At 64.8% G+C, this 26,483-nt stretch carries 31 protein-coding genes and 1 pseudogene; 8 read left to right on the top strand and 24 right to left on the bottom strand.

Annotated features, from left to right (window positions below; genetic code table 11):
* Positions 1–6: 6 nt before the first annotated feature.
* The gene (locus D4A92_RS13725; RefSeq protein WP_203014105.1) at positions 7–3,786 is read right to left on the bottom strand and encodes a baseplate multidomain protein megatron; all 3,780 of its coding nucleotides are present in this window, start codon (positions 3,784–3,786) and stop codon (positions 7–9) included.
* A 2-nt stretch (positions 3,787–3,788) separates the two neighbouring features.
* On the bottom strand, positions 3,789–4,304 hold the full coding sequence (locus D4A92_RS13720; protein ID WP_203014102.1) for an NlpC/P60 family protein: 516 nt from the start codon (positions 4,302–4,304) through the stop codon (positions 3,789–3,791).
* Positions 4,305–4,585: 281 nt separating this feature from the next.
* On the opposite strand from D4A92_RS13720, the gene D4A92_RS13715 reads away from it, so the two are divergent.
* Both D4A92_RS13715 and D4A92_RS13710 read left to right on the top strand, forming a co-directional pair.
* Entirely contained in the window at positions 4,586–4,846 is a 261-nt protein-coding gene (locus D4A92_RS13715) for a CopG family ribbon-helix-helix protein (protein WP_203014100.1), read from the top strand.
* Entirely contained in the window at positions 4,846–5,154 is a 309-nt protein-coding gene (locus tag D4A92_RS13710) for a type II toxin-antitoxin system RelE/ParE family toxin (RefSeq protein ID WP_203014098.1), read from the top strand. The genes D4A92_RS13715 and D4A92_RS13710 overlap by 1 nt, the downstream gene beginning before the upstream one ends.
* 158 nt (positions 5,155–5,312) lie before the next feature.
* Here D4A92_RS13710 and D4A92_RS13705 read toward each other — a convergent pair whose 3' ends face one another.
* The 3 genes from D4A92_RS13705 to D4A92_RS13695 form a co-directional block, all read right to left on the bottom strand.
* A complete protein-coding gene (locus D4A92_RS13705) occupies positions 5,313–6,209 on the bottom strand; it encodes a DUF2163 domain-containing protein (protein WP_203014096.1) in 897 nt (298 codons plus the stop codon).
* Positions 6,206–6,838, bottom strand: coding sequence for a DUF2460 domain-containing protein (locus D4A92_RS13700; RefSeq protein ID WP_203014094.1), 633 nt, complete (start codon positions 6,836–6,838; stop codon positions 6,206–6,208). Before D4A92_RS13700 ends, D4A92_RS13705 begins: the two co-directional genes overlap by 4 nt.
* Positions 6,839–7,116: 278 nt before the next feature.
* Positions 7,117–7,728: a phage tail tape measure protein gene (locus D4A92_RS13695; RefSeq protein ID WP_203014091.1), complete on the bottom strand. Its 612-nt coding sequence runs from the start codon at positions 7,726–7,728 to the stop codon at positions 7,117–7,119.
* A 150-nt stretch (positions 7,729–7,878) separates the two neighbouring features.
* Here D4A92_RS13695 and D4A92_RS13690 point away from each other — a divergent pair, with 150 nt between their 5' ends.
* The gene (locus D4A92_RS13690) at positions 7,879–8,208 is read left to right on the top strand and encodes a nucleotidyltransferase domain-containing protein (RefSeq protein WP_203014088.1); all 330 of its coding nucleotides are present in this window, start codon (positions 7,879–7,881) and stop codon (positions 8,206–8,208) included.
* A pseudogene (locus D4A92_RS25290) lies at positions 8,132–8,677 on the top strand (hypothetical protein). The gene D4A92_RS13690 and the pseudogene D4A92_RS25290 overlap by 77 nt, the downstream one beginning before the upstream one ends.
* A 50-nt stretch (positions 8,678–8,727) precedes the next feature.
* Here the strand turns inward: D4A92_RS25290 and D4A92_RS13680 are convergent.
* From D4A92_RS13680 to D4A92_RS13670, 3 genes are read right to left on the bottom strand one after another with little or no spacing between them, the layout of a single operon-like run.
* Positions 8,728–8,880, bottom strand: a complete 153-nt coding sequence (locus tag D4A92_RS13680) for a phage tail assembly chaperone (protein WP_246753949.1) — start codon at positions 8,878–8,880, stop codon at positions 8,728–8,730.
* A 47-nt stretch (positions 8,881–8,927) separates the two neighbouring features.
* Entirely contained in the window at positions 8,928–9,344 is a 417-nt protein-coding gene (locus tag D4A92_RS13675) for a gene transfer agent family protein (protein WP_246753948.1), read from the bottom strand.
* Positions 9,345–9,351: 7 nt separating this feature from the next.
* Positions 9,352–9,759 carry a phage major tail protein, TP901-1 family gene (locus tag D4A92_RS13670; RefSeq protein ID WP_203014083.1) on the bottom strand — a complete coding sequence of 136 codons (408 nt, stop codon included), beginning with the start codon at positions 9,757–9,759 and terminating at the stop codon, positions 9,352–9,354.
* A gap of 405 nt (positions 9,760–10,164) precedes the next feature.
* On the opposite strand from D4A92_RS13670, the gene D4A92_RS13665 reads away from it, so the two are divergent.
* The gene (locus tag D4A92_RS13665; protein ID WP_203014080.1) at positions 10,165–11,361 is read left to right on the top strand and encodes an MFS transporter; all 1,197 of its coding nucleotides are present in this window, start codon (positions 10,165–10,167) and stop codon (positions 11,359–11,361) included.
* On the opposite strand, the gene D4A92_RS13660 is transcribed toward D4A92_RS13665, so the two are convergent.
* The 10 genes from D4A92_RS13660 to D4A92_RS13615 all read right to left on the bottom strand — a co-directional run bounded on the left by D4A92_RS13660 (position 11,358) and on the right by D4A92_RS13615 (position 18,929).
* Positions 11,358–11,771, bottom strand: a complete 414-nt coding sequence (locus D4A92_RS13660; protein WP_203014077.1) for a HEPN domain-containing protein — start codon at positions 11,769–11,771, stop codon at positions 11,358–11,360. The genes D4A92_RS13665 and D4A92_RS13660 overlap by 4 nt on opposite strands.
* Positions 11,772–11,795: 24 nt before the next feature.
* Complete coding sequence (locus D4A92_RS13655) at positions 11,796–12,164, bottom strand: nucleotidyltransferase domain-containing protein (protein ID WP_203014075.1); 369 nt, start codon at positions 12,162–12,164, stop codon at positions 11,796–11,798.
* A 228-nt stretch (positions 12,165–12,392) separates the two neighbouring features.
* Positions 12,393–12,791: a DUF3168 domain-containing protein gene (locus D4A92_RS13650; RefSeq protein ID WP_203014072.1), complete on the bottom strand. Its 399-nt coding sequence runs from the start codon at positions 12,789–12,791 to the stop codon at positions 12,393–12,395.
* Positions 12,792–12,882: 91 nt separating this feature from the next.
* Positions 12,883–13,041, bottom strand: coding sequence for a hypothetical protein (locus tag D4A92_RS13645; protein WP_203014070.1), 159 nt, complete (start codon positions 13,039–13,041; stop codon positions 12,883–12,885).
* A gap of 92 nt (positions 13,042–13,133) precedes the next feature.
* Positions 13,134–13,469, bottom strand: a complete 336-nt coding sequence (locus D4A92_RS13640; RefSeq protein ID WP_203014067.1) for a phage head closure protein — start codon at positions 13,467–13,469, stop codon at positions 13,134–13,136.
* A gap of 2 nt (positions 13,470–13,471) precedes the next feature.
* On the bottom strand, positions 13,472–14,041 hold the full coding sequence (locus tag D4A92_RS13635; protein WP_203014065.1) for a head-tail connector protein: 570 nt from the start codon (positions 14,039–14,041) through the stop codon (positions 13,472–13,474).
* 485 nt (positions 14,042–14,526) lie between these two features.
* Positions 14,527–15,864 (bottom strand): phage major capsid protein, encoded by a 1,338-nt coding sequence (locus tag D4A92_RS13630; RefSeq protein WP_246753947.1) that lies wholly within the window; start codon positions 15,862–15,864, stop codon positions 14,527–14,529.
* A 5-nt stretch (positions 15,865–15,869) separates the two neighbouring features.
* Complete coding sequence (locus tag D4A92_RS13625; protein ID WP_203014063.1) at positions 15,870–16,445, bottom strand: HK97 family phage prohead protease; 576 nt, start codon at positions 16,443–16,445, stop codon at positions 15,870–15,872.
* Positions 16,446–16,796: 351 nt separating this feature from the next.
* Positions 16,797–17,117 carry a DUF6107 family protein gene (locus D4A92_RS13620; RefSeq protein ID WP_203014061.1) on the bottom strand — a complete coding sequence of 107 codons (321 nt, stop codon included), beginning with the start codon at positions 17,115–17,117 and terminating at the stop codon, positions 16,797–16,799.
* Between the two features lie 639 nt (positions 17,118–17,756).
* Positions 17,757–18,929 (bottom strand): phage portal protein, encoded by a 1,173-nt coding sequence (locus D4A92_RS13615; protein WP_203014059.1) that lies wholly within the window; start codon positions 18,927–18,929, stop codon positions 17,757–17,759.
* 313 nt (positions 18,930–19,242) lie between these two features.
* Between D4A92_RS13615 and D4A92_RS13610 the strand changes: the two genes are divergently transcribed.
* On the top strand, positions 19,243–19,596 hold the full coding sequence (locus D4A92_RS13610; RefSeq protein ID WP_203014057.1) for a Fic family protein: 354 nt from the start codon (positions 19,243–19,245) through the stop codon (positions 19,594–19,596).
* A gap of 19 nt (positions 19,597–19,615) precedes the next feature.
* On the opposite strand, the gene D4A92_RS13605 is transcribed toward D4A92_RS13610, so the two are convergent.
* On the bottom strand, positions 19,616–19,921 hold the full coding sequence (locus D4A92_RS13605) for a Dabb family protein (protein WP_203014056.1): 306 nt from the start codon (positions 19,919–19,921) through the stop codon (positions 19,616–19,618).
* An 82-nt stretch (positions 19,922–20,003) separates the two neighbouring features.
* Positions 20,004–20,624, bottom strand: a complete 621-nt coding sequence (locus D4A92_RS13600) for a glycoside hydrolase family 19 protein (protein WP_203014053.1) — start codon at positions 20,622–20,624, stop codon at positions 20,004–20,006.
* Between the two features lie 209 nt (positions 20,625–20,833).
* On the opposite strand from D4A92_RS13600, the gene D4A92_RS25240 reads away from it, so the two are divergent.
* Positions 20,834–20,959: a hypothetical protein gene (locus D4A92_RS25240; RefSeq protein ID WP_281435251.1), complete on the top strand. Its 126-nt coding sequence runs from the start codon at positions 20,834–20,836 to the stop codon at positions 20,957–20,959.
* 346 nt (positions 20,960–21,305) lie between these two features.
* Complete coding sequence (locus D4A92_RS13595) at positions 21,306–21,662, top strand: endonuclease domain-containing protein (protein WP_203014051.1); 357 nt, start codon at positions 21,306–21,308, stop codon at positions 21,660–21,662.
* Between the two features lie 286 nt (positions 21,663–21,948).
* Here D4A92_RS13595 and D4A92_RS13590 read toward each other — a convergent pair whose 3' ends face one another.
* The 4 genes from D4A92_RS13590 to D4A92_RS13575 form a co-directional block, all read right to left on the bottom strand.
* Positions 21,949–23,490, bottom strand: a complete 1,542-nt coding sequence (locus tag D4A92_RS13590; protein WP_246753946.1) for a DNA-packaging protein — start codon at positions 23,488–23,490, stop codon at positions 21,949–21,951.
* Between the two features lie 374 nt (positions 23,491–23,864).
* The gene (locus D4A92_RS13585; RefSeq protein WP_203014048.1) at positions 23,865–24,335 is read right to left on the bottom strand and encodes a hypothetical protein; all 471 of its coding nucleotides are present in this window, start codon (positions 24,333–24,335) and stop codon (positions 23,865–23,867) included.
* Between the two features lie 277 nt (positions 24,336–24,612).
* Positions 24,613–25,773 (bottom strand): GGDEF domain-containing protein, encoded by a 1,161-nt coding sequence (locus D4A92_RS13580; protein WP_203014045.1) that lies wholly within the window; start codon positions 25,771–25,773, stop codon positions 24,613–24,615.
* Between the two features lie 183 nt (positions 25,774–25,956).
* The gene (locus D4A92_RS13575; protein WP_203014042.1) at positions 25,957–26,307 is read right to left on the bottom strand and encodes a carboxymuconolactone decarboxylase family protein; all 351 of its coding nucleotides are present in this window, start codon (positions 26,305–26,307) and stop codon (positions 25,957–25,959) included.
* Between the last annotated feature and the right edge of the window lie 176 nt (positions 26,308–26,483).

Raw genomic sequence — 26,483 nt, 5'->3', positions numbered from 1 at the left:
TGGTTTTCAATCGACGGGAACCAGCGCCTCGAGCGGCATGCCCGCTGCCAAGCGGCCGAGTTGGCGGATGCGAAGGTCAAGCGCCGTCTGCGGCACGCCGAAATCTGTCAGTTCATCGGCACCGGCATAGGTCCAGGCGGGCTTGGCCACCTCGACCACCCGAAGCACGGTGGCACCATCAAGGATCTCCAGACGGTAGCGCTCCTCCGCCTCGTCAAGCGGCACTTCGCCCTCCGTCCAGCCATCGGCCTCGATGCGGCTGCGCCTAATCCAGCTGATTGCGAGATCGCCTGCGGCCTGCCGCAGCACCTTCGCATGCACCGGCGAAAGCGGCGTCTCAGCCCGCAATCCGCCGGCAAAGACATGTGGCCCCGAAAGCTCGGTCACGAGCCCCATCGGCTCGAGGATCCAGTTCTGCGCCGCCCCGCGTTCGGCATTTATGAGCCCCAGCGGCCGGACCGCTTCGTCGAGAGCCACGATCTCGGCCCCGGCTGCGGCACCGGCCGCCATGGCGTCCTCAGTGCCGCCCAGCCCGCGCAAGAGGCCCGTCAGCCTGAAGCGTCCGACCACGATCTCCGCGGCTTCGACAAAGCCGATGACCTCCCAGCCGCCGGTATTTGCCCGGACCGCGATCCGGTTCGCGCCGGAGAGAACCGCCATGCGGCTCGCCGAGGCAAAGGCTCCGCCGAGCACCTCGACCACCAGGGCATTCGCCCCATCGAAGCGCCCGACAGGGCCCGGGAGGAGCGGCTCCACAAGCCGCCCAAGGGTCGCCGGCCGATCCAGCGTCAGCCGCAGCCGATAGCCCTCCTGTTCCGGAGAGCTCGATACCGCAAGCCGCCGCCAGGGACGGCCAAAGGCCGTCACACTTGCGTCACCGGCATGGCTTGCACCCTCCAGCCTCGGCAGATCGAGAAACTGCACGATCGGCGCAAAGCCGGCCGCACCGCCACCGTCGACCACCCGTCCGGGTTCAACCACCGGCACGGGTGCGGAGACCTTGCCGGCAAAGGCCCTCAGCGTCAGACGCCGCTCGAAGCCCTCGTCGATGCCCTGCACCAGAAACCGCCCCTCTGGTCCTTCCGGAAAGCGCAACACGTCTCCCGGCTCGATCGCGATCTCCTGCGGACCGAGCGCCAGCTGAACCGTGCGCCGCGCCAGCCGGTTGTCACGCAGCCAGCCCTCGGCGGCGGCGAGCGCCGTCTCCTCGGGCATCGCCGCAGGCAGGTCGCGGGCCAGCTGCCGATCGGTCGCCGCTTCCACCTTGCGCGAGCGCACGCTCGCCTCGACATAATCCGCCGCCGGGTCGTAGAAGGTCACCAGTGCCTCGGAGGCGAAGTCACTGTCATGGCCGCGCGTCTCGCTCCAGAGCGGGCGATCGGCGATGTCGGCAAGCACCGAGATCTCGCATGCAGCCAGGCTCGCCGTCGGCCGGGTGCGGAATTTCAGCCGTCCGGCGTCCTCGATCACGTCGATCTGGAAAAGGTCGAGCAAGGGCTCGATCAGGTCGCGCGCCGAGGTCAGATCCCCCTTCACATAGCCGCCGAGATCGCCCGCCACTTCCGATACGTCGAAATCGGAAAAGCCATGATCCCTGAGGATCGCCGCAATCGTGTCGGCCAGTGTCGCCGTACCCAGCCGGCCATTCAACCAATGCCCCGTGCGCCAGTTTGATCCGTCCGCCCAGAGCGCCATGTTCTGCGGAAAGGCCGGATAGGGCCGCGCGTCCCAGGTCCAGGCATAGACATGCGAAGGATCAACCATGCCTGATGGGAGGAAACTGCCGGTCCAGTGAGCAAGATGAGCCTCCAGAAAGCGGCGCTGCTGGCTGTCGCTGCGCGCACCCGCAGAGAAGTAAGGCCTTCCGCTCTCGGCCGACTTGGCATCGACGAAGATGTTCGGCTGGTTCGCCCCCTTGTCGACCGCGCCACAACCGACTTCGGTCATCCAGAAGGGTTTCATGCCTGGTATCCAGGCCGTCGGGCTCGCCTGCTCGACGCCGCCGATCCGGTTGAAATGCGGGTTCTCCCACCAGGATTTGAGATCCTTGAACCTGAAGACCCAGGGCTTGCCATAGGCGCCATCGGTAATCGGCGTTCTTACCCGCGTCCGGCGGTCCGCTTCGCTCGCATAAAACCAGTCGAAGCCCTCGCCCGATGTCAGCGCCCGGGAAAATCCCTCGGCATCGTCGATGCCGGTGAAACCATCGGGGCTTTCCGCCTCGAGATCCTCGTCGCGCCAGTCGGCGAGCGGCATGTAATTGTCGATGCCGACGGCCGTAACATGAGGGCTCGCCCAGAGCGGATCGAGGTGAAAGAAGACGTCGCCCGAGCCATCCGCTGGCTGATGGCCGAAATACTCGGTCCAGTCCGCCCCATAGGAAATCGCCGTCCCGCCGCCGAGCAGACCCCGCACTTCACCGGCGAGCGCCACCAGCGCCTCAACGAAAGGAAAGGCATTGGCCTCGTCGCGCAGAGCAGTCAGTCCGCGTAGTTCCGAGCCCAGCAGAAAGGCATCGACCCCGCCGACAGCAGCGGCGAGCGCCGCATAATGCAGCACGAGACGGCGATAGCCGTCACCGCGATAGACGAAGCTCGAGACCTGCGCCCGCGCCGAGGCCGTCTTGTCGCTTCCGGGCGGATAGGCCGTGATCCGCCCGCGCCAGGGATAGGACGCCTGCTCGGCCCCGCCATAGGGGTCGGGCAAGCCGTTGCCTGAGGGAATATCCATCAGCACGAAGGGGTAGAGCGTCACCTTCAACCCGCGCGCCTTCAAATCGCGGATCGCCTCGATCACGCTTTCGTCGCTCGGCGAGCCGCCATAGGCCGGACCACCGCTGTGGCGCGACACCACATAGGCATCACCTCTACCGATGCCCGCAACACTCCAGGGTCGGCTCTCCTCGTTACGGTAGCCGACCTCGACCCCCGGCAACACGCGGCAGTCGCCAGCGCGCAAATCCGTGCCGAACCAGGCCACCACCAGCGCCACGCTTTCGAGATTAGGGCAAAGCGCCTGCAATTCGTCCAGTGAGGCCTGCCAATCCGTCGCCGCAACAAGCGTGTTGCGGTTCAGCCAGCGTTTCGCGCCCTCGCTCGGCGCATCCGAGATCCTGACCGTCGCATAACCGTGTTCCGTCGCGCCGGGGATCATCGTCACCGCCCGGATTTTCTCCTCCAGCGACCCGACGGGTCGGATGACCTCGAACTGGATGAGTGGAATGCGATTGCCGAAGTCATCGAGCGGCAGCCGCTCGAAGACGGCATAGGCAAGCCCGCGATAGGCCGGCGCATTGCCTGCCCCTTGCTTCGCCGCAATCAGCGGGTCGGCCGGCTGATTTTCAGTTCCGCGATAGACGCGCATCTCGACTTCGGTCGTGTCGAGTTCTCGCCCGTCCGCCCAGACCCGCCGCACGCCCGCGATCGGCCCCTCGCAGAGCCCAAGTGCCAGATTAGCATAGTAACGATAGGTCGTGGTGCGCGTGCCGCCGGAGGATTTGCCCCCGGTGCGCTCGGTCACCGTCTCTTCCTCGAAACGCGTCGCCCAGATCAGCGTGCCGCCCAGCCGCGCGGTGCCATAGAGCCTCGGAATGACAGTGCCTTCGCTGGCGCCGGAAATGCGCGCCGAGGACAGCCGGGCGCCGTTCACCTCACGCGTGCCCGACAACAGGCTCCGGTCGATCATGCTGCCGGCAAGTGCACCCGCCGCCTGGCCGATCGCCGCTCCGACCGGCCCGAAGACAGAACCGAGGGCAGCACCCGCCGCCTGCAGAAGAATGGTCGCCATCTTCAGATCCTTTCGGGGAAGCGATAGATGCCGGCAATCCTGCGCCGCCAGGCCGGCACGAGCGCCGAGAGCGTCACCGCCGATTGTTCATAGGCATGGATGAAGGCATCGGGCGGCCGTTGATCGCACGCGCACGTCTCCGACAACCGTGCCCCGTTGGCGTCCATCGCACCGCCACCGCCTTCCGGCGACAAGTAGGCCAGAATGCCCGCATGCTTCGCCGCCAGATGCGGCCGAAAACGAAACAGCACGAGATCCCCCGCCCGGCTCTCCGCAAAGGACGCAACCGCCAGAAAATGCCGCCCGGCCGCCTGGATCAACCGCTCCTCGCCCGCCCGCTCCGCCCAGTCGGGCTGATACGCCGGCACAGCCTCGGGCTCTTTGCCATAAAGCTCCCGCCAGATCCCGCGAACAAGCCCGAGACAATCGCAGCCCACCCCCTTTACCGATCCCTGATGCCGATAGGGCGTGCCGACCCAGGTCCCGGCAATCGCCAGGACGGATGTATTGACGGACATGGGGAGGCTCCGGATGGAAGGTAGGTTTGGAATGGACGAAGAGATCTGCGAAGAGCATCACCGCCATGGCTGCGATGAGCGCGCAACAGCATTTCCCCTCACCCTGAGGTGCCCTCGCCCAGCGAGGGCCTCGAAGGGTCGAGGTCAGATCTGCTGCAGAATCCTGCGAGGCTCCCGCTCTGCCGAGCTCCTCAGGATGAAGCCCGCCTCCTCGCGAGAGGCCCCTTCAACCATCACCAAATCCGTATTACAGTGTATTACGCTTGTACCGGAGGATCACGATGACCAAGCCACCTCTATCTGATCCGATTGCGCTCCGTATCCCCGAGGATGTCCTCGCCGATATCGACACGATCGCGCAGGCGACCGAGCGCTCGCGCAGCTGGGTTATCGTGCGTGCGCTCAGAACCTACCTCCAGCAGGAGGGGGCGGAGATCCTTGCGTATCGACAGGGCCTCGAAGAGGTGGCCGCCGGCCACGTGGAGGACATCGACCAGGTCCTCAAAGACCTTGAACGCATCGCATCCGACAAGGTCGCCTGATGCGCGTCGTCCTTTCGAAATCGGCAGCAAGCTGGCTTCGAAAGGAAATCCGGTATCTCCAGCAGAGAAGCCCGGCGGCGGCGAAAACCTTCATCGCACGGATCTCGGACGCGAGGCTCGTGCTTGGCGCGCATCCTGAAGCCGGCCCGGTTGCCAGAAGCCTGCCCGTTCCAGGCGCCAGAACCTTGGTCATCGGCGACTATCTGCTCGACTACGTTATCGAAGCCGACCGCATCGTCATCGTCACGATCCGTCACGGACGCATGCGACCTCCGGATCTGCCAGTAGACGCCGACTTTGAGGATTGAGGCGCGGAACCTTATCGTCTGGCGGCCCCTAACTCTTCCCCTCACCCTGAGGTGCCCGACCTCGTCGGGCCTCGAAGGGTCGAGGCAAAGAACTGTATCCTTCGAGGCCCCTGCTCACGCAGGGGCACCTCAGGATGAGGGCAGGGTAAAAGCAGCCCTCACCGATACAACACCCCGCCGTCATGGGTGCTGTCTCCGGTGACATAGGAATAGGCGAAGTCGCTGCCCGGCATATGCGGAAAACCGCGGAAATTCAGCGGGTTGCCAAAGATGGCTCGACAGGTAGCAAAACTCTTGTCACAGCCGACCGTCAGCGTAACGGCATCGCCCTCCCCCGGACGCGCCTCGAGCGGCAGCCACAGCCTCAGCGTCATCAGCCCACCCACAGCAGCGCTGCTCTCCTCGATCGCCAGCCGCTTGCCGGCAAGAGGCCCGTCGTCGAACCTCACATGCCCGAGCCGGAAATGCCCCTCGCCCACGCCCGGCAGGCCAGACACCGTCAGCCGGTCGGCCGCGAGGACCTCCGCGACGACGCCCGCCACCCTGCGGTTCGCCACGTCCATGTTGACCCGGCACCTGTCATCGCCGAGATCGGCGTCGCAGCGCCTGTTATAGATCCGCCCCTCGGCCTGCTGCAGGCGATGGGCAAAGCTGCGGAGCTCTGCCGAAAAGCCCGGTCCTGCGCGGCTCACCTCGCCGATTTCCTGCACCGTAAAAAGCGCGTGCTGCTCCATCGGTTCGTGCCAATTCACCAGGAAACACTCGACCCGCGCACCGTCGAAACGCCCGGCAGCGAGATCGGCTTCGGTGATCGCCTCGCTCGAAAAGCCACCGCGCACCTCGGCACCAGGCGCCGCAAGCCCGCTCGCACTGCTTGCCTCGGTCGCCGCAAATCCGGTGCCCGGTTCGAACACCGTGCCGGCGAAGACCAGCCGCTGGTCGTGTTCGGTAAACCCCAGTTGGAAGCCGTCGCGGCATGTGACGCGCCAGGCGCGGCAGAGCGTCGTCTCGCCGGTCGCGACATGGGCAGAAAGCGCTGCGGGAAGCCGTCTCATGGGATCACCTCGATCAACGGAATGGAGGGAATGCGCCCGGCCCGGAAGGCTTCGAGATCGATCTCGATCCTGTCGGTGTCGAAACGCACGGGCACGTCATAGTCGAAACCCGCCCGGATCTCCGTGCCCTCTCCCGGCATATGTCCCGCCGCAAACGTAACCATCCCGGTCGTCGCATCGACCGAAAACCCACCCGTTTGCTCCACCCCGTCAATCGCAACCCGAACCGATCCCGCCACCGGCTTCACCACCGGCCGCCGCTCCACCGCCGCGCCATCGCCATATGCCTTCACCAGCTGAAAAGCCGAGGTCTCACCATCGCCCGCCCCAATCCACTGGTCGAGCGGCGTCACAGCCTCACCGGGTCGCGCCGAATTGCCATCGACGGGATCGCGAAAGCGAAACCCATGCAGCTGTCCGCCGCGGGCCTCGAAGAATTCCAGCACCGCATAGAGATCGGCGACCGAGCGCACCGCGGTGCCGCCATCATAGCGGCGCCTCGAAAACCGCCAGCGCCGATTGCGCGCCTCGCGGCCATTGGAAAGCGAAACAATATCCGTCTGCCGCCCCGGCCCGCCGCTCGTCGTCAGCGACAGGCGTAACGGAAAACGCTGTTCGTGAAAGGCCATGGAAGGCTCCGTTCTGCAAAATTGTGGCGATGAGAATTCACAAGCGTCTGTCCGGTGACCCGCAGGGCTGACCACATCTGTCTTCGGCTGCGGTACACGGATCTGGAGGTCGTCGCCTGAGTGCAGGTCGGTCTGCAGACCGCGTTTGCTTGATTGCAGCTTCCGACGCCGGCCGCCCTTTCCTTCTCCCCGCCTGCGGGGAGAAGGTGGCCCGCAGGGTCGGATGAGGGGCAAGCCATTCCCTACTGCCTACTGCCTACTGCCTACTCGCTCCCCACTCACATCCCACGCCGTCCGCGCCCCACGGAGCGCGCCAGCATGGCCGTGATCTGCCCCTCGCTTCTGGCGAAACTCGCCGCATCGCTGGCCGTCACCTGGAAATGGATGACCGTCGTGCCACCGCCGCCCTCAGCTGCGACGCCGAGCGCGCCGTCCGCACCGCGTTTCAGCGGCAGGATCGCCTCCGCCCCGGCCTCGCCCATCAGCCCGGTCCCACCGGCCATCGGAAAGTAGGTGGGCGCCGCCACGACGCCGCCCTCGGCAAAGGGCGTGACCCGTCCCGGCACACCGCCTTGGGCAAAGGCGTTTACCCCGCCTCCGGACAGCGCCGATCCAAACCCGGAAGACAGGCTGCCGATCAGGCTGCCCGCCGCATTGCCGAGCATTGTCTCGAGCGGCTTTAGGCCTGAAGACAGCGCAATATCGGTCAATCGCAATCCGACCCCGCGCAACACCTCCTCCAGCCCCTTGCCGCCTGTCGTCGCGCCCTTGAGCGCCGAGGTCAGCGCCCGGCCGAAACTCGTCGAGCGGCTTTCGAGATCGTCGAGCACGGAAAGCGCTGCCGCCGCATCGAGGTCGACTGCGACCGAAAGTGTGTCGTCATCGGTCATGGAAACGTCCTTTCATCACAAGCATCAGCGACCCGGCCGCGCATCGCACTTTCCCCTCCCGCTGAAGAACCCGCGAAGCATAAACGCTCAAGGGCGAGGCCACTTCCGACTGCACCGCGCTTGCGTTAGACTGCGGCAGGGAGAACGAAAATGAACCGTATGCAATCGCTGATCGCCGAAAGGCTTGAACCTCGACACGCCTTGGCCGAGCGAGTTGTGGCAGCAATCGTGCGGGAGGCCGGTTCAGGCGGCATCGTTGTAACGCCCGTCGGCTCGCTGGCCCGAGGCGATTTTCGCATCCACTCTGATGTGGATCTTTTGGTGCGCGGTCCGTTATCACCCACGCGTCGCCTGCGGGTCGAACAAATCGTCGTCTCGCACTTGCGCGGAACCGATATCGCCTATGATTTGCTTTTCGAAGCTGATCTTGATCCTGCCAGGGTGGAAGAGCTCCTGCATGATGCCGTTCACGCTCGCTGAATTCTCCAGACTTTCTCCAAGGCTCGACCGTTGCGAACGGGAGCTTGGACAGCTGAGCGATTTCTTCGATCGCCACAGAAGGGATGTTCTGGCAGGAGATTGGGGCGCCGTCTCCGCTGTGTCTCTCGGCGTCCACAACGTCTACAACGGAATCGAAGACATTCTCATGAGCCTCGCGCGCGATCTCGATGGATCAGCCCCAAAGGGGACGACCCTTCATCAGGATGTCCTCGACCAGATGGCCTAAGAACTGGCGGGGCGCAGACCTCCCCTGCTGTCGCCTGACCTTCACATACAGCTCACAGAGCTCAAGGGCTTTCGCCACCTCGTTCGGCACAAGTATGGTTTCGATCTCCAACCCGAGAAAGTCGTCGACAATGTCGAGCGCCTGCAGCGCGTGTACCCGTCCTTCTCGCAGAGACTGATAGCACTGCACGATCTGCTCGCAAGTGGCAGCTCCTCACTCTGAAGAACTGTCGACGAGTGAGGGCGTGAAGTCCGCTTACCGGTCGCCGCCGCTCAATCCGGAAACTGCCGCATCAAAGCCTCCACCTCGCCACGCGACAGGCCGGCGGGCTCACCGAAGGCCCCCGCCATTGCCGCCAATTCCGTTAGGCTCAGGCCCCAGAAAACTTCAGGAGAAAGCCGCAGGCGGAAGAGACCGAGCGTCATCACCGTTCCCCAGGGAAACGGCCGCGCCTCTCGCCCGCCTGCGGCCCTCAAGGGGAGGTGCCGCCCTCGCCCTGTTCATCGCGAACCCGGCGCTCATCTGCCGACACACCGAAGGTCAACGCCAGCAACTCGCCCACCAGTTTCGCTGCACCCGCCACGCCGCCCTCGACCACCATATCGGCGACATCGGCATCCGAAACCCGGTTGCCCCCGCCGCGCAAGCCGCAGGCGAGTATGCGGGTCAGATCGGCGCTCTTCAGCCGGCCGCCGGCAAAACGTGCCGCGAGATCCGTCAGGCTGTCAGCCCCGAAAGCGGTCTCCAGCTCGGCAAGCGCGCCAAGCGCGCCAAGCGTCAGACACAGAATGCGCCGCTCGCCGTCAATGACGCCTTCGACCTCGCCGCGATGGCGGTTGGCGCGGCCCACCGTCACCGGTTCGCGCATGTCGCGATCATAGCCCCGCATGACCACCTCACAGTGCCGCGAAGGAAACGGCACCGGCCGATTCCAGCGCGATCTCGAAGGTCACCTCGCCGTCGTGATTGCCGGCATAATCCAGCGCCGTCACCTGAAACGGCGCCGTCACCGTGCCGAAATCCGGGATCACCACCTGATAGTTGAGGATGGAGCCGGCAAAGAAAGCCGCCCTGATCAGCGCATCGGACGCTGCATCCTTGAACAGGCCGGAGCCGGTGAGCCCAGCCCGCCTGACACCCGCCCCTTCCAGCAGCTCGCGCCAGCGCCCGGCACTTTCACTGTCGGTCACGTCAACCGTTTGCGCATTGAAGGCGAGCCGCCTCGCCCGCAAGCCCGCCACCGTCACAAACCCCGCCCCGTCCTCGACCTTCAGCAACAGATCCTTGCCCTTCTGCGCGCCCATGGCGTCTCTCCTTTGATGATGTCCGTGATTGTTTTCGGGCGAGGCGCCGGTGGCGCTCCCACCTTTACCTTGAGGGGGGAGGTCGCCGCAAAGCGGCGGGTGGGGGTGATCTTCGCCAGAATGGGCACGGCCAGAAGCGGCGTCACCCCCCTCAAGGGGAGAGTGGCAGCGGCACACCCATGCGTCCCCTCACCCTGAGGTGCCCGGCAATGCCGGGCCTCGAAGGGCCGAGGCCACCAACAAGACGGATGCTTCGAGGCCCTCGCCTGGCTCGGGCAGCTCAGCATGAGGACCTCGTACTGGGCACGCCCTAACACGCGCACACCCTAAGATTTTACCCTATCGCCCACCCTACAACCGGCCTAGAAGAAAACCCCCGCCCCGAACTATCCGCCTGAGTCTCCCATGAACATGCCCCGCACCCTCCTCGTCGCCGCGCTTGCGGTCTCGCAGATCCTCGGCTGGGGCACGACCTATGAAATGCCGGCGGTCTTCGGCCGCGCCATGGCCGCCGATCTCGGGCTCGCCAATGAAATGGCCTTTGCCGGGCTCACCGTGATGATGCTGACAATGGCCTTTCTCGGCCCCTGGACCGGCCGACTGATCGCCCGCCACGGCGCCTCGAAGGTGCTCGCCATGGGCTCGGTGCTGATGGCATCAGGCCTTGCCATGCTGGCGCTGTCCACCGGCATCGTCACCTATGCCGCCGCCTGGCTGATCCTCGGAGCTGGCGGCTCGTTCGCGCTCACCGTGCCGGCGTTTGCCGCCGTCGTCGAGCGCGAGGGTCACGGCGCCCGCCGCGCCATCGGCATCCTGATGATTTTCACCGGGCTGTCCTCGGCGGTCTGCTGGCCGCTGCTGACGCTGGCCGGCGAGGCCTTCGGCTGGCGCGGCGCGCTGCTGGCAGCAGCCGCAGCACAGCTATTTCTGGCGCTGCCGATCCATCTGTCCCTCGGCCGCATCGCGATCGCCCGCTCGGCCGAGGACCTCGCCGCGGATGCCCGGGAGCCGCTGGAGTTGAGCCGTCGCATGGCGACGATTGCCTTCCTGCTGATTGCGCTCTCGACCTCGCTCGCCAGCCTGATGACCTTCGGACTGTCGCCGCAGCTCCTGCATATTCTCGAACTCTCCGGCGCCACGCCGGCTCTGGCGCTCCAGCTCGGATCGCTGCGCGCCGTCTTCGGCATTGCTGCCCGCGCCTTCGATCTGGTGCTCGGCAAGCGCTCCTCGCCGGTGACCACCGGGCTTGCCGGCATGGCCATGCTGACGGGTTCCACCCTGCTTTTGATCTTCTCATCCGGCACGCCGTCGAGCCTGCTGATGTTCACCGCGCTCTACGGCTTCGGCTCCGGCGTCACGACGCTTGCGCGCGCCACGCTGCCGCTCGCCTTCTTCTCCGCCAGCCGCTTCGCCCGCCAGTCGGCGCGCCTCGCTCTGCCGCAAAACCTCGCCAATGCGACGGCCCCCGTCCTGATGACAGCCGTCATCGACCGCGCCGGCATCGACGCTGGCCTCGTGCTCGCCACCCTCTTCGCCGCCACCGGCTTTGCGGCCATCCTGGCGCTGGCGGTGATTGCGAAGCGGGGACAGGTCAAGATCTAGGCGCGCGGTGGGCTCGACGTCGTCGCTGGCAAACGATCCGAGGCGTGAAGCTCGACGCCAAAATGCCCTGCGAGATCGGTCAGGATTTGCTTCAGCTTTGCAAGTGCTGCTTCCAGTTCAACGCGCTCGGTCCGCACCGGAATTCGACCGGCGTCCTTGGGATAGCGATAGGTGGTCGCGAACACCGTCAGGAAAGTCAGCGGTGCAAACCGCGCCTTAAATGGATTCGTGTCGGGCAGCAGATCCCGCAACACGTCGATGCGGTGGCTATCCCGGCGCTCGGCCCGGATACCCTCCGCCGTCAGAAGGGCCAGAAGCATTTTCTCCGCAGCCTGTTGTGCGTGATAGGCGTCATTGCGGTTATCGGCAGCCGCAAGCAAGGTCGCCGCCTCCAGATCCTCACGCGCCAATCGCAGTGCGTTGGCGATGTCAGTTCAGCGGACAAGCAAAATACCGTCGTCTACGATGTGACTGGCCGCAGAATTCGCGACCTGAAGGTCCGCCTGGAAATCCGAAAGGCGCGCAACCGAAACGTCTGCATGCACCCCTGAGCCTTCCTGCAGGCGCCAGCCAAACAGCGGCGACATCAGCGTCTCCGGCGCGTCGTCCGAAACGATCACCTTCAGATCCCAGTCGCTTTGTGCCGTTGCCGCGCCACGTGCACGACTGCCATACAGGATGACATCAATCGGATCGCAGGCCGCTTCGATGCGAGCAAGCAGGGTCTGCAGCTCCGGAAACTCTTCCGGATCCGCCGCCCTGCCACCCAGGCTTTGCGCAATCACGCTCATCGATCCACTCATGAAGGTCTTATCGAAAGATACTCGATTACCCGGGCAGTTTCCAGAGGGCGTGCTTTGTCGCGGGAGGCGGACTTGGGCACCCACACGGCGACCGTCCGCCCCTCATCCTGAGGCGCCGGGCAAAGCCCGGCCTCGAAGGATCGAGGCCACAGAAAAACTGCTACCGGATCCTCCGAGGCCCGCGCGGTGCAGGGGCACCTCAGGATGGGGTCGCAGCAATTGGACACATCACTCCACCACCGCCCGAAACCCCGCCTCAGCCACGAACAGCCCCGTCTTCACCTCGCGCCGGCTCGTCGTCCGGCGATGCCGGAAGTTGACCAGCCGAAAGCCATCGAGCCCCTCCGGCAAGCCATCGGCCAGCCGCCTCAGTTCCGCCACCAGCGCTTCCGCCTCACGTCGGGAGACCGCACTCCAGGCCTCCAGCGTCAACAGGATCTCCGCGCCTTCAGCCTCGCCGGTCGAGAAATCCCGCGCTTCGACCATGCCGACGACAAGCGCCGGAAAGCGTTGCGGTCGGACCGTCCGATCAGACAGGCCCTTGGGTCCGAGCGCGGCCGTCAGGTCCACATCGGCCTTCACCGCCTGTTGAAGGCCCGCCAGCAAGGCATTGACCGCATTCGTCATCTTACACTCTCCCAATGCTGTGCCATACGAAAACTGCCGGCGCTTTCGAGCCCCTCCCCGCACAGCCGGTGTCCGCGAAGATTCCGTTTGCCTAGCGGCCCGTCCGCGCCTCAGCCGTCAGCCGGTGATCGCGTCCGTCGGCACCCGGGCCTTCGGTCGCCGGCCCATCCGTGTCCATCCAGGCTCCCTCCGCCGAGGCCCGATCGCTGCGCTTCGCCACACGGACCGCCAGTGCCCGCCGCAAGATCACGGCGAGTTGCCTGCCCGTCTCCTCCAGCGCCACGCCCCGTGGCCCGGATCCGCGCCCTCGTCCTGACCCTCGCCCTTGTCTGGCGCCGCTACTCATCCCGTCACCTCGCGGCACAGCGCCAGCTGAAACCGGCCCGTCTCGTCGGGATCGCGCACCGCCAGGATCTCGAAGAGCCGCGCTCCTTTTCGAAAACGCTGCCCGGCCACGAGATCGCCACGGGCCCGAACCGTCACATGATGCGTGATGGTCGCGACAAGCCCCGGCCCCTTCTGTTCCTCGGCAAAGCTGCGCGGCTCGACCAGCGCCCAGACACGGGCCAGTTCGACGAAGCCCGCTGCAGCCCCGCCCTGCCCGTCTTCCACGGCCTCCGGCTGCTCCAGCACCAGCCGCGCCGTCAGCCGCCCGGCATCGATATCGAGCAGCGCCATGGTCAAAGCCCCCGCCGGCAGAAGGGCGCGATCAGCCGGTCGTAACCCGGCGGCACCACAGCCGGCTGGGCCTCGACCGCGACCACGCCCCTGCAGGCAAACATCGCCGCCACATGCAAAAGCATCGCCCGCTTCAGCGTCTCGGGCACATCCGGACCGCTCTCGCCAAAGCCGGCTGACAATTCCACCTCGATCCCGTTCAACGCCCGCCCCGGCTCCGGCACCGCGCGCAACCAGAGCCTTGCCGGCCGCGCCTCGCCATCCAGCAGATGCCCTGCGAGATCCACCGCCTGCGGCTCGCCATCCCCGTCATAGACGATCACCGAAGTGATCGCCCGGACCGGCCCACGCGGAATGGTCACAATCCCATCCGCCGGCCAGTCGTCGAGGCACAGCCTGAAATCCCTGGATGCCAGCACCAGCCCCGTCTCCCGCTCCAGATGCTCGCGGGCAACGGTGGCAAGCGCTAGGAGCAGCGCATCCTCGTCCTCCGTATCGAGCCTCAGATGCGCCCTGATCTCGACAAGCGTCAGCGGCTCCACGGCGGGCGGAGTGAGTTCAATGATGGTCATGGGAGTTTCCTTGAAAGCGGATTGCAGGCGCACCCCTCACCCTGATGCGCCGGGCCACGCCCGGCCTCGAAGGGCGAGGCCACCTGATCATTTGGGACATGGGATGGTTCGAGGGGCGCTCCCCGCTCACCTCAACATGAGGGAGCCGAAGTGCTGGGGCGGGCCCACCTCCCCCCATGTGGGGGAGGACGGAAAATCGAAGGCTTAGGCGAGCGCAAGCCGCCTAAACTTCAGATTTTCCAGGTGAGGGGATCGGTTCCGTTAGCACGAGATAACAACACCTTGGCGCCGTTCCACCGACGGGTCGGTTCTCAGTGCTGCCATCACCGATCCCCTCACCAACAAAATCTGAGGTTTAGCCCTGATCGGGCTAAGCCCTCGATTTTGTATCCTCTCCCACAAAGGGGAGAGGGGGAGGTCCCGCGAAGCGGCGGGTGCAGGTAACCGAGCTTCCGCCCCTCCCCCTCAAGGGGAGGGTCAAAAACTCACACCCCAAACTTCACCAGCTTGATCGCCTCGAAGTCCTGCACGCCACCGCCGACGCGCTTGGTGGTATAGAACAGCACATACGGCTTGGCCGAATAGGGATCGCGCAGCACCCGCACTCCAACCCGATCGACGACCAGATACCCCGCGCGGAAATCGCCGAAGGCGATCGCCGTGGCATTGGCCGCAATCTCGGGCATGTCCTCGGATTCGGCAACCGGGAAGCCCATCAGCGAGGCCGGATCGCCGGCGCGGGCCGGTGGCGCCCAGAGATAGTTGCCGTCGGCATCCTTCAGCTTGCGCACCGCGCCCTGGCTGCGGCGGCTCATGACGAATGTGCCGTTCTGCCGGTGGCCCGCCTTCAGCGCATAGACCACGTTGATCAGCACGTCCGAGGCGCCGCTTGCCGCAAAGGCACCCGCCGCCCCGGTGGCAATCGTGCCGATCTTGCCCCATTCCCAGGCGCCGTCATCCACCTGGTCATAGGCCAGAAACCCCTTCGGCTTCAGCACGCCATCACCCGACACAAACGCCTCGCCCTCCTGTTCGGCAAAGGCGATGTCGACTTCCGCCGCAATCCAGGCCTCGATGTCGACGGCGGCATCATCAAGCAGGCCTTGGGTCGCCGCCGGCATCGCATAGAGCTCCATGGTCGGGAAGGCGAGTTCGGAGAGTTCCGGCGTGCCGGTCTGCGTGCGCGCCGCCGTTTCCGCCACCCAGCCGCTGGCAAAGCCTGCCGCAGCAAACGGCTTCTTCAGCACCGAGCCCGAGACCTGCCGCACGGTTGCCAGCGACCGGATCGGCGAGATGACCCGCAGCCTGCGGCCGATCTCCTCGTCCACCTGCTGAGGCACCAGATAACCGCCGTCGCCGGAAACACCTGCCGACAGCGCTTTCTGGTCGAGATCGCGCAGCGCCTGGTCGTCGCCACGCCGCACATAGGCCTCGAAAGCCGCCTTGTGTTCGGCCAGCCCCGCCTCCTCACGACCGGGCCGGTCGAGCGCCGGACGGCGCTTCTTCAGCACGAGTTCGTCCAAAAGCCGGCTCTGCTCGTCGATCGCCTTGTTGATCCGCTCGACCTTGTCGCGGGTCACGACATCGCTCGAAAGCTTCTCCTCGATCTCGCCCAGCCGCTCGTCATTCGCCTCCTTGAAGGCCTCGAAGGCACTCATGAATTCAGCAAAGGCCGAGGTCACCGTATCGGGTGCCGCCTTCACCTCCGGTGCCAACCTGGCGGGCACCCCCTTGGCCCGCTTGCCGCCTCGCCCGCCTGCAGCGGAGGCTGCAAGCCCCGCCTCAACCATCCTGTTCTCACCTGCCATCATCGCGTCTTCCATGTCGCTCATCCTTTCGTGAAGTGATTGTTCGCCATCGACCGAGCCGCCCGGCGCATCAGCCGGACAAGCTCGGTTTCCCTGTCTCGGTAGAACCGCCTGTGCTTGACATTGGACACTCTCGCCGTCGGCAGCATGGGAAAGGTCACCACCGAGATCTCCCAGAGATCTGCCTCGAGAATGCGCCGCACGCCCGTCTTGCGGTCCGCCCTCGTCTTGACCGCGCGAAAGCCGATCGACAGACCATCGAGAGCCCCCGCCTTCATCAGCGCATGCACCTCGCGGGCACGGCTCACATCGGTGGCGAGCCTGCCCTCGACATAAAGCCCCCGCTCATCCTCGCGGATCTCTGTCCAGCGGCCAATCACCTCGGCCGGATCATGCTGAAAGAGCATGCGCACGCCACCCGCCCCGCGCTTGGTCAGCGAGGCTGCAAAGGCCCCGGGCTCGATCGCGTCGCGCCCGAGATCGACCTCGCCGAACAGGCTCGCATAGCCTGAAAACCGCCCGTCCCCCGCCACACCCTTCAGCGTCAGCCCGGCATAACAAAAGCGCGGCCTGCCCTCCGTTTCCAAAGCCTGCATGGCTCGTCTCCTCGTGATGTTGATTTGGTTTGGTCTCCTTGCGACGCAAAGGCGGTGCCCACCCACCTCCCCCTTGAGGGGGGAGGTCGCCGCAACGCGGCGGGTGGGGGTGATCCTGGCCGCGAGTGGAATGCTGAACTCAGAGTGAAGCGCCGAACCCGTCACCCCACCCCGGAGCTGCGCTCCGACCCTCCCCCTCAAGGGGAGGGTGGATAGCCGCTCCGCCCTTAACCCCTCACCCTGAGGTGCCCGCGCACCGCGCGGGCCTCGAAGGGTCAGGGCCACCGATTACAACGAAGCGCGATCCTTCGAGGCCCCTGCCTGCGCAGGGGCACCTCAGGATAAGGGCGTTCACCCACCCACCTTGTCCCCCGCCCGGCCCGTCAGCCGCACCAGAACACCAAGCCCCCACCAGGCGGTAAACGACGCGAGTGTCGCCCCCGCCAGCATGATCTCCGCGGTCGACAACCGCCCTTCGAGCCCCAGCTGTCCGGCGCCCCAGAGACCCGTCGGCCCGCCGAAGATCAGCCCGCAGGCGACGCCGGTCAGAAAGCGCACGGCCGCCTCGCGGCGATGTTTGGGAAGCAGATAGACCAGCGAAATCGCGGAGCCGGCGATAGCACCGATCACGCGCGCGGAGGTCACCCCGCCGTCATGGCCGAAGTCAGTCATTTGTTCATCTTTCGCGGTTAGCTTTGCAATGAGCGCCGGCCGGAACGATCCCGCCGACAGGCTGCGGCCGGCGCTTCCTCTTCCTTGTCCGCACTCGTCGAGCGCTTCACCCGTCATGCGAAGTGGGTGCAGATTGTCGAGTCCCTGGAATCGCTTGGCGGCGAAAGTTCACAGTCTGATTCCGCCGGTTGAATTGATGCATGAAGTTGCGGCCGGTCCTGCCTGGCCGGGCCTTGCGTCAAAACCGCATCAGCGCGGCTTCCTGCTGAGGGGCGATCCAGTCGGCGGTGAGACTGGCACCGGGTGGCAGCTAGGGCTGGGTCTCCATGGGCGGGTGTCCTTGTCGGTCGAGTGGGCATCTTAGTGGGAAATACATACCCCGCATCCGAGTGATGCTAGGGTATTGCCAAGAGAACCGATCCCCTCACTTGCGAAATCTGAAGTTTAGGCGGCTTGCGCTCGCCTAAGCCTTCGATTTCGCTGTCTCCCACACAGAGAAGGAGAGGGAGCGCGCCGCCAGCCGCATCGACACCTCTCCCCCTTGTGGGAGAGGTTACAAAATCGAGGGCTTAGCCCGATCAGGGCTAAACCTCAGATTTTGTTGGTGAGGGGATCCGTGCTTGTGGCACAACAAACCCCTTAATACCCCACCGCCTCGCGCTTCTCCTCATCCGTCAAAAACGCCGCCGCCCCCACCCGCGCCCAGAGCGCATCGCGCTCCGCCGCCAAGCCCGCCACCGTATCGAGATCCGGCACCAGCCTCAGCGCCTCGCCCGTCAAGTCGCCCAGAAACACCGAAAGCGAGGCCCCCGTGCGAGTCACCAGCGGCAGCACGGTCAGGCGATAAAAGGCGCGGTTGGCCTCCTGGTAATTGGCATAGGTATTGTCACCGGGAATGCCGAGCAGCATGGGCGGCACGCCGAAGGCAAGCGCGATATCGCGCGCCGCACCATTCTTCGCCTCGACGAAATCCATGTCCTTGGGCGAGAGCCCCATGGATTTCCAGTCGAGCCCGCCCTCCAGCAGCAGCGGCCGCCCGGCGCGCATCGGGCCGGAATAGCCCTCGTCCAGTTCCACCTTCAGCCGCTGATACTGGTCGGCGGAGAGATTGCCGCCTTCCTTCGGCTGATAGACCAGCGCGCCTGATGGCCTTGCCGAATTGTCCAAGAGCGCCTTATTCCAGCGCCCCGCCGCATTGTGCAAATCAAGTGCCACTTGCGCTGCCGCGAGCGGCGCAAATCCCTCGTGGTCGTCGAGCGGATGAAACAGCTTCAGATGCAGGAGACCATCGAGCGCGATCCGCCTGGCCCTGGTGCCGGCGCGATAGTCATAGGCAGACGGCCAGCCGTCGGCTCCGGTCACCACGCTCACCCGGTCCGGCCGAAGCAGATGCAACTCCGCCGCCCGATCAGAGGCCCGCCCGCCCGCTGCCACCGCCTCGACATAGGCATTGCCCGAGAGCAGCAGCTGGCCATAGAGCGTCTCGAGAAAATCCGCCCCTGTCATCGCCCCGTTCGGACGCGCCAGCAGCTGAAGCGCCGGATGCCCCTCCCGCTCGACCGCCGCCTGATAGGCAAGGAACCCAATGCTGGCAGCGGCCTCAGACACCATCCGCACACAGCGATGCGCGACCGGGTTTTTCATGAAGCCTTCCCGCGCAAGCGCCGCGTAATTTCGCCCTGTCCAGCGCGCCTCGCCCTCGCCCGCAATCAGCGCCAGCGCCGTCCCGGGTCGCGGAATGAGCGCCTTTTCTTCAGGCACGGAGGTTCGATCCCGGGCTTGCGCCCAGGGCAGACGGAAGGGGAGTTTCATGGGGATGTCCTCTGGAATGGAGGTAGAAACACAGGCAACGCGGCAGTGCTCGTCAAAACACCAATCCTGCGCTATCTTCACTGTATGAGTTCAAAGAGAGAAATTAGCCAGGTCGACGAGAGGAGGAGCCGAGATAGCCGCAACACAGCGGTCGTCTCTTCTGAAAGTTCAACCCGGAAGACCACAAAGCCGATTGCAGCCAAGCCGGATCTCGACGATTTCGTCGAAGATCTGCTCGTCACCGACAAGATCATCCTGGATCATCTGGCCAAGTGAGCGCATAAGCGAGCCCCTCTGGATTGCAATCGAGGATGTGATTGCGATCAACAGACGGTTGCTTCTCGGCTCTTCGGAAAACCACTTTCTGCGGGACCGATTCGCCCTCGAAGGCGCCCTTCACCGTCCGCGGTTCCAGGCAGAGTATCGCCAGATATCATCTGTCTCCTGGCTCGCCTGCTGCATCATCCAGTCGATCGGCAAGGCACATGCCTTCGAACAGGGCAACAAGCGGACAGCCTGGCTTTCCGGCCGCTATTTCATTGCAGTCAACGGCTACCGTTTGTCTCTCGATGCAGAACAGCAGGAGCGCCTGAAATACGGGATCGAGGACCTGATCATCGGGAACGACGACCCTCTCTGCTCGCGGACCGGTTGGAGCCCCTGCTAAGCCCGGCCTAAGAGGCCGCTCACACCCGCCCCCGCACCGCATCCCCTACCACATAATCCGCCGCAAACCGCTCCTCGCGCAGCGGCTTCACACGCCGGATGCTCTCTTCATAAAGCGGATGCGCCTTGTAGGCGGCGAGTGCTGCCTCATCCTCGAATTCGCCATAGACGACCAGGTCGATGCTGCGGTGAAAGCCGTCGGTCTTCACATTCGTGCCGATCTCCAGCCGTGCCGCACTCGGGATTTCCGTCAGGATCGACAGCCCCGCCCGCACAGCCTCGATATTCTCCGGCTTCACGGTGAAGAAGACGATGTGGCGGATCATGGGGCACCCTCAACCTGTTGCAACGCACCAGCCGATAGCATCGCCGGACCTCCCGCTCAATGCGCCACCTCGCCCGTGCCACTCACACCATAAGCCCCGCCCTGATCGCCGCATCGAAGGTCCGCGCCGTCACCGCGATCTTCTTCGCCCGGTCGGTGCCGTTGACGATCTTTCGCGCGCCCGTCCAGTCGGCTTTCGTGCCCGAAAAGTAATCGGAGAGCCTTGCCCCCGAAAACAGCCCCTCGGTCATGCCGACCACCAGGATGGTGGCGGAGACGTCGAGCCTCAGCGCCAGATCCGGCTCCGCGACGAGGTCGAGGCCCGTCACCCGGCTCATCTTCGCGTAATTCTCGCGATGGGTGATCTGCACCAACCCACGGCCGTAGTAGCTCCGCCCCTCCGGATCCCGCCGCCAATAGGGCGTCTGAACCGTCGGCAGCTTTCCGCCGCGCCAGGCCCGTTCCAGCCGGTTGACGGCCTCCTCATCGTCGGGCGCAAAGGTCTCGCGCACCGCCTGCATGGTGCCGCCGGTCTCGTGATGCGCGGTTGCCAGCATATAGGCGAGCCAGCGCGGATCGCCCCAGCCGCGCGCCGAAAAGCGCGTCAGCACGGCCTCCACGCCGTCCACCTGCCCCTGAGACAGCCGCCCGCCGAACACGGCATTGCGCAGCCCCGCGAAGACGATTCGCCGGTCGATCCGCATGATGAAATCCTCGATGTCGGGGAAAGCGGCACAACGCCTCGCCTCTGTGGGGGCAGCGCCGATGAAAAAAAGTTCAGAATTAAAACGATTGAAGAAATTTCAATCGTTTAGAGCTCGTTCCGTTCATATTTACAAAGGTTTAACGCTGTGGAACTTTCGCCCCACAGACACGTTTGGAGGCCAGACTTCCAAACCCGAGGAGGGAAGAGATGCAGACGAACACTTCGACCAAGACCGCCGCGCCGGCAACCATCCCGGCCCATGTCCTGCAGCGCCTCGAAAACGAATGGCGCCAGGTCCGCCAGCCGGCCGGCCCCGCAACGGCTGCGAAGTAAACCGATCCACCGCATTGCAATGTGAAACCGGCGCTCGAAAGGGTGCCGGTTTTTCGTTTCTGGTGCCAACGAAACCAATCCCCTCACTTGCGAAATCTGAAGTTTAGCCCTCGATCGGGCTAAGCCTTCGATTTCGCTTTCTCCCCCACAGTGGGGGGGAGAGGGAGCGCGAGGCCAGCGGCACCGTCCCCTCTCCCCTCTGTGGGAGAGGTTACAAAATCGAGGGCTTAGCCCGGTAAGGGCTAAACCTCAGATTTTGTTGGTGAGGGGACCCGTTCAGTCGGCACCACACCCTTGCCCCCCACAACCCAAAAGCGCATACTGCCCCCATCCAAAGGGTCAGTTCATGCGCTACGAACCGAAACCCCTCGCCCGAGCCCGCGCACGACAGATGCGCGCCGACCCTACCACACCCGAAGCCATACTCTGGCGGGCACTCCGCGACCGCCAGCTCGGCGGCGCAAAGTTCCGCCGCCAGGTGCCGCTCCGCGGCTACATCCTCGATTTCGTATGCTTCGAAGCGAAACTCATCGTCGAAGTAGACGGCGGGCAGCACGGCGACAGCGCCCACGACGTCCGTCGCGACGCCCTCTTCCGCGCCGAAGGTTTCCGCATCCTGCGCTTCTGGAATGATGAGGTCCGGCTGCATCTCGATGATGTCTGCCGGCATATCCTTTCGGAGCTGCAAAATGCAGGTGGGTGAGGGTGGCAGTTGAACCGATCCCCTCACCAACAAAATCTGAGGTTTAGCCCTGATCGGGCTAAGCCCTCGATTTTGTAACCTCTCCCACAAAGGGGAGAGGTGTCGCAGCCGCCAGCCCTGAGCTCCCTCTCCCCCAGCTGTGGGGGAGAAAGCGAAATCGAAGGCTTAGGCGAGCGTAAGCCGCCTAAACTTCAGATTTCGCAAGTGAGGGGATCAGTTCAGTCGGCACAACTCGAAGCAATTTTCGCGGTCCCTGCATTGTAACAACACCTCAGCATGAGGGACCTCAAACCCCCCGTATCCGAGGCTCGCCGCCACCCTCGAGCATCAGCGCCGTCAGCGCCCAGACCAGCGCATCCAGCCGGTCCGGCGAGCGCCCATTCGACAATCCCTCCGGCCCGAAATCACACATCTGATCCTCGAGTTCGACAAACCGTCCCGCATGCAAAACCCGCCCCTGCTCATAGAGCGCCGCCACCGGCTCGGCGCGCAGGAACTTGCCGCGCGTGGCCCGGACCGTCGTCACCGGCAGCCGCGCCTCGATGCCCTCCAGCACGGCGCGCACCATGTCGCCGCCTTGGTTGACCTCGGCCACCACCCGGTCGGCCTCGAAGCGCCGATAAGCCGACACCACCGCCCGCGCCCAGCCGGCCGGGCCCTGCCCCTCCACCGAGCAATCCGAGAGCACCACCGCCTGGCCGTTTTCCTTCAGACCCGCCACCACGATGCCGCAGCAGGCAGAGACCCCGCCGGCCGGCGGATCGACCGCCACCACAATGCGACGCAAGGGTTCCGCCAGCTTCACCACGATTTCGTCGAGCCGCGCCCGCTTCCAGAGCGCATCCGGCCGGTCCTCGATCAGCTCGCCATCGAGCTCCTGGCGCCCGAGCCTTGTACCGCCATAGCGGGCGCTGAGCGCGCTCAGGAACCCCGGCGCCAGATGCCTCGCATTGGCAGCCGTCGCCATCCGGGTCAGCGCCGTTCCCTCATCCGCCATCAGCCGCTTCAACAGCGGCACCGGCCTTGGCGTCGTCGTCACCACCTGGCGCGGTTGATGCCCCAACCTCAGCGCAAACTGCAGCATGTCGAAGGTCTCGTCGGCATGTTTCCATTTGGCCAGCTCGTCGCACCAGGCGAGATGAAACTGCGGCCCGCGCAGGCTTTCGGGGTCTTCGGAGGAAAAGATCTGCGCAATCGCCCCGTTCGGCCAGACCAGCCGTCGCCTGGAAATCTCCACCTCCGGCCGCATACGCCTTACGATCTTTGCCAGCCCCGAAGCCCCGTCGATCATCACCTCTCGGGCGTCGCCCAGCGTTTCCGCCACCAGTGCAATGCGCAAATCCGTTCGCTTGCCCGCGGCGATCACCTCGGCCTGCACCCATTCGGCGCCTGCCCGCGTCTTGCCGGATCCCCGTCCGCCGAGGATCAGCCAGCTGCGCCAATCTCCCTCCGGCGGCAATTGTTCGGCCCGCGCCAGAAGCGGCCAGTCGCGGGCGAGAAAGGCAAGATCGGAGGGCGTCAGGCGCCCAAGGTCGAGCGGTTCCTCAGGGCGAGCCGCGCGGCCTGCGCCATCCCTCACCGCCCCTGCCGCCACCCGCATGTCCAGCATCCGCTGCCTTGCCAAAGCCTCCGGAGCACCAAGCCCCGCCGCCGCCCAGGTCTCGGGCGTCACCGTCGTGGAAAGCGTCTCAAGAGCGGCCGTGGTCCTCTTGCCAATCCCGGCCAGTGCCTCGGCTTCCACCGCGACCTGCCCGATCACCCCGGATACAGCCCGCACATTCTTCTCCGCCCGGTCCCTCGTCCGCCGCCTCGGGGATTTCGGCGTCATCGGCAGTCTCCTTGGGCGATCATGTAAAACAGCTTGAGCCTTCTCGGCGGCCCTCATGCTGAGGTGCCCGCGTTTGGCGGGTCTCGAAGCATCCGTTTGATCCGGTGCCAACAGAACCGATCCCCTCACCAACAAAATCTGAGGTTTAGCCCTGACCGGGCCAAGCCCTCGATTTTGTAACCTCTCCCACAGATGGGAGAGGGGTCGCCGCCGCCAGCCCCGAGCTCCCTCTCCCCCCTCTGTGGGGGAGAAAGCGAAATCGAAGGCTTAGGCGAGCGCAAGCCGCCTAAACTTCAGATTTCGCAAGTGAGGGGATCAGTTCCGTTGGCAAGCCTTGTTCATCATTAGGCCTCGAAAGCTTCGGTCAATCCCACTCACGGCGGCCCCCTGCCCTCGGCCGATTCCGAAACCTCCGCCATCCGCGCCGCCACCGCGCTCTCCAGCCGTGCCGCCACCGCTGCCTCGACCCTGGCCGCAATCAGCGCCTCCACCTCGCCGCGCAAGACCTCCGGATCGCGCGCCTCGAGCAGACGTTCCTCCGCATCCAGCCGGTCGCGCTCCAGCTGGCGCAACAGTGCATCGATCTTTTCCAGCGTGCGCACGATCAGCGCAATCGCATCGGTCGCCGCCTTGATGTCGGCGCGCGCCTGTTTCGCCAGTGCCTCGTCGGCCCCGTCGATCAGGCTCTCGGCGCCTGCCCTTAAGCGTCGAAACAGGTCGAACTGGGCACGCATTTCGATGGTGAATTCCTGGAGCAATCGCTCGAGATCGCCAGCGCCTGCCGCCTTCACCTCGATCACGTCAGGCAGCGCCTCGAGATCCCCGCGTCGGTCCTCGCCCAGCATGGCCGCCTCCGAAATGAAAGAAGGGCCCGCCAGCGGACCCTTTCCAAACCTCTCCGGATCACCTTGGCCCCGCGGCCACAGCTTTCCGATCATGTCAAAACCCTAGCGAATGACCGTCACGGCGTCAAGGATTATTTTCCTATTTTGGTAACAGCCCCACCTCCCCCCTTGCGGGGGAGGACGGAAAATCGAAGGCTTAGGCGAGCGCAAGCCGCCTAAACTTCAGATTTTCCAGGAGAGGGGCGCAGTTCCGTTGCATCTGCCTCACCGAGCCCCCTCATCCCGCCTTCGACCTGTTGCGCCCAGCACTCTTCGCCTCGTAAAGCGCCAGATCCGCCCGGGTCACCAGATCGCGCGCTCCCCGAACGCCGCCCTCGCCGGTCCCGGCATAGCCGACCGAGACTGTGACATGCGAAAGCCCGTCGGCGCGGGCCGGATGCGGGATCGAAAGCTCGCGCACGGCGCGCACCAGCCGGTCGGCCAGAAAGGCGCCACCGGTATCGCTGTCCACGGCAAACAGCAGGGTGAATTCCTCGCCGCCGTAACGCGCGGCAAACCCCTCATGGCGGGAGGCGAAGGTCGAGAGTGTAGACGCGATACGGCGCAGGCAGTCGTCGCCAGCGACATGACCGAAACAGTCGTTGAAGGCCTTGAAGTGATCGACATCGACCATCAGCAAGAGCACGTCGCTGCGGCTCTCGAGCCAGGCATGCAGCGTTTCGTCGAGATGCCGGCGGTTGGCAATCCCGGTCAGCATGTCGGTGAGCGTCAGATCGCGCAACTGGTCGCCGCGGCGCTCTGCAATGTCGGCACGGTTCTGCGCATCGTAGCGGGCGAGATAGGTGAGACAGCGCTGTCTCTCGACATGCCAGTTGCCGTATAGCGTGAAGAAGAGGCCGGTCACCACCTGCACGGTCAGCGGAAAGATCAGGTTCTCGTCCAGCCCCGGCTTGGCGTGAATGACGAAAAGCGCCGTCAGGCAGGTGACGGCGGTGAAGATCAGGGCCAAGCGAAAACGCAGCACCAGCAACATGTTGCCGAAGAGCAGCACGAGCGGCAGTTCGCCAAGCGTATAGGTCGCATAGGCCGATTGGGAGATATAGAGCAGATAGAGCGGCAGAAGGCTTGCGACGAACATGCCGCCGAGCAGGAGCAGTTCGCGCAGTGCCGGCGGCACGCGCGGCACGAGGTAGAAGATCGCCAGCGAGCCCGGCACCAGCACGAAGAGGCGCATGGCGACCGTGAAGGGCTGGATGTCTGCCATCAGGTGCAGGCTGGTGAGATTGTAGATGTTGTAGACGATCAGGCCGACGATGATCGCATGGCGCAGATGCCGGATGCGTTCGGCGCCGAAATCCCGTTCCTCGGCCCGTTCCACCTCGGGGGCCATGCGCAGCAGCCAGTTCAACCGCCCTTTCGCGCCCGTCTCCGTCTGCATGCCCTGGCCATTGCTCCCTGGCGACGCTCGAACAGCGCCGCATCGGGTTTCACCATGGCGGATGGCGGCAAATTTTTCGCTAATTTAGAGCACGCAAAATGAAGCTGGCCCGGCATTTTTTGGGCCGCGACCCTGCGGCGTCGCACCAGACTAGTCCCCGGCTTAGGCCCGACCTGAGTTGCCTCAGGCCTTCGGTCCACCGAACTGCTCCCAGGCGGCCATGGCATCGCCCGCATACATCAGCGACGGGCCACCGCCCATGTAGACCGCAAGCCCCAGCGCCTCCTCGAATTCCGCCTTGGTGCAACCAAGCTTGATCAGCGCTTCCGTGTGAAAGCCGATGCAGCCGTCGCAGCGGGTGGAGATCGCAATGCCGAGCGCCACCAGTTCCTTCACCTTCTTCGACAGCGCCCCGTCCTTGGTCGCCGCACCGGCCATGGCCGAAAAGCCCTGCATCACATCGGGAATGTCCTTGCGCAAGGTCTTGATCCCGTTCGAGATATCCCGGGTGATGGCGATGTAGTCCTTGCTCATGGCGGCGTCTCCAAAATATATACGATACTACATATATATTGAGACTTGAATATATTGCAAGAGAGGCAGTAGGCAGTAGGCTGGGAGATTGGACTGATTTCCGAGCAGCGCGGCAACCCTGTGTCATCATCGCTGTCCGCTGCGGGACAACTCCTAACCCCTATTCGCTATTCGCT

The sequence above is a fragment of the Rhizobium rosettiformans genome (assembly GCF_016806065.1).
Lineage (GTDB): Bacteria > Pseudomonadota > Alphaproteobacteria > Rhizobiales > Rhizobiaceae > Allorhizobium.
The sequence above is the reverse complement of the archived record's forward strand: the minus strand, read 5'-3'. Positions and strand labels throughout refer to the sequence as shown.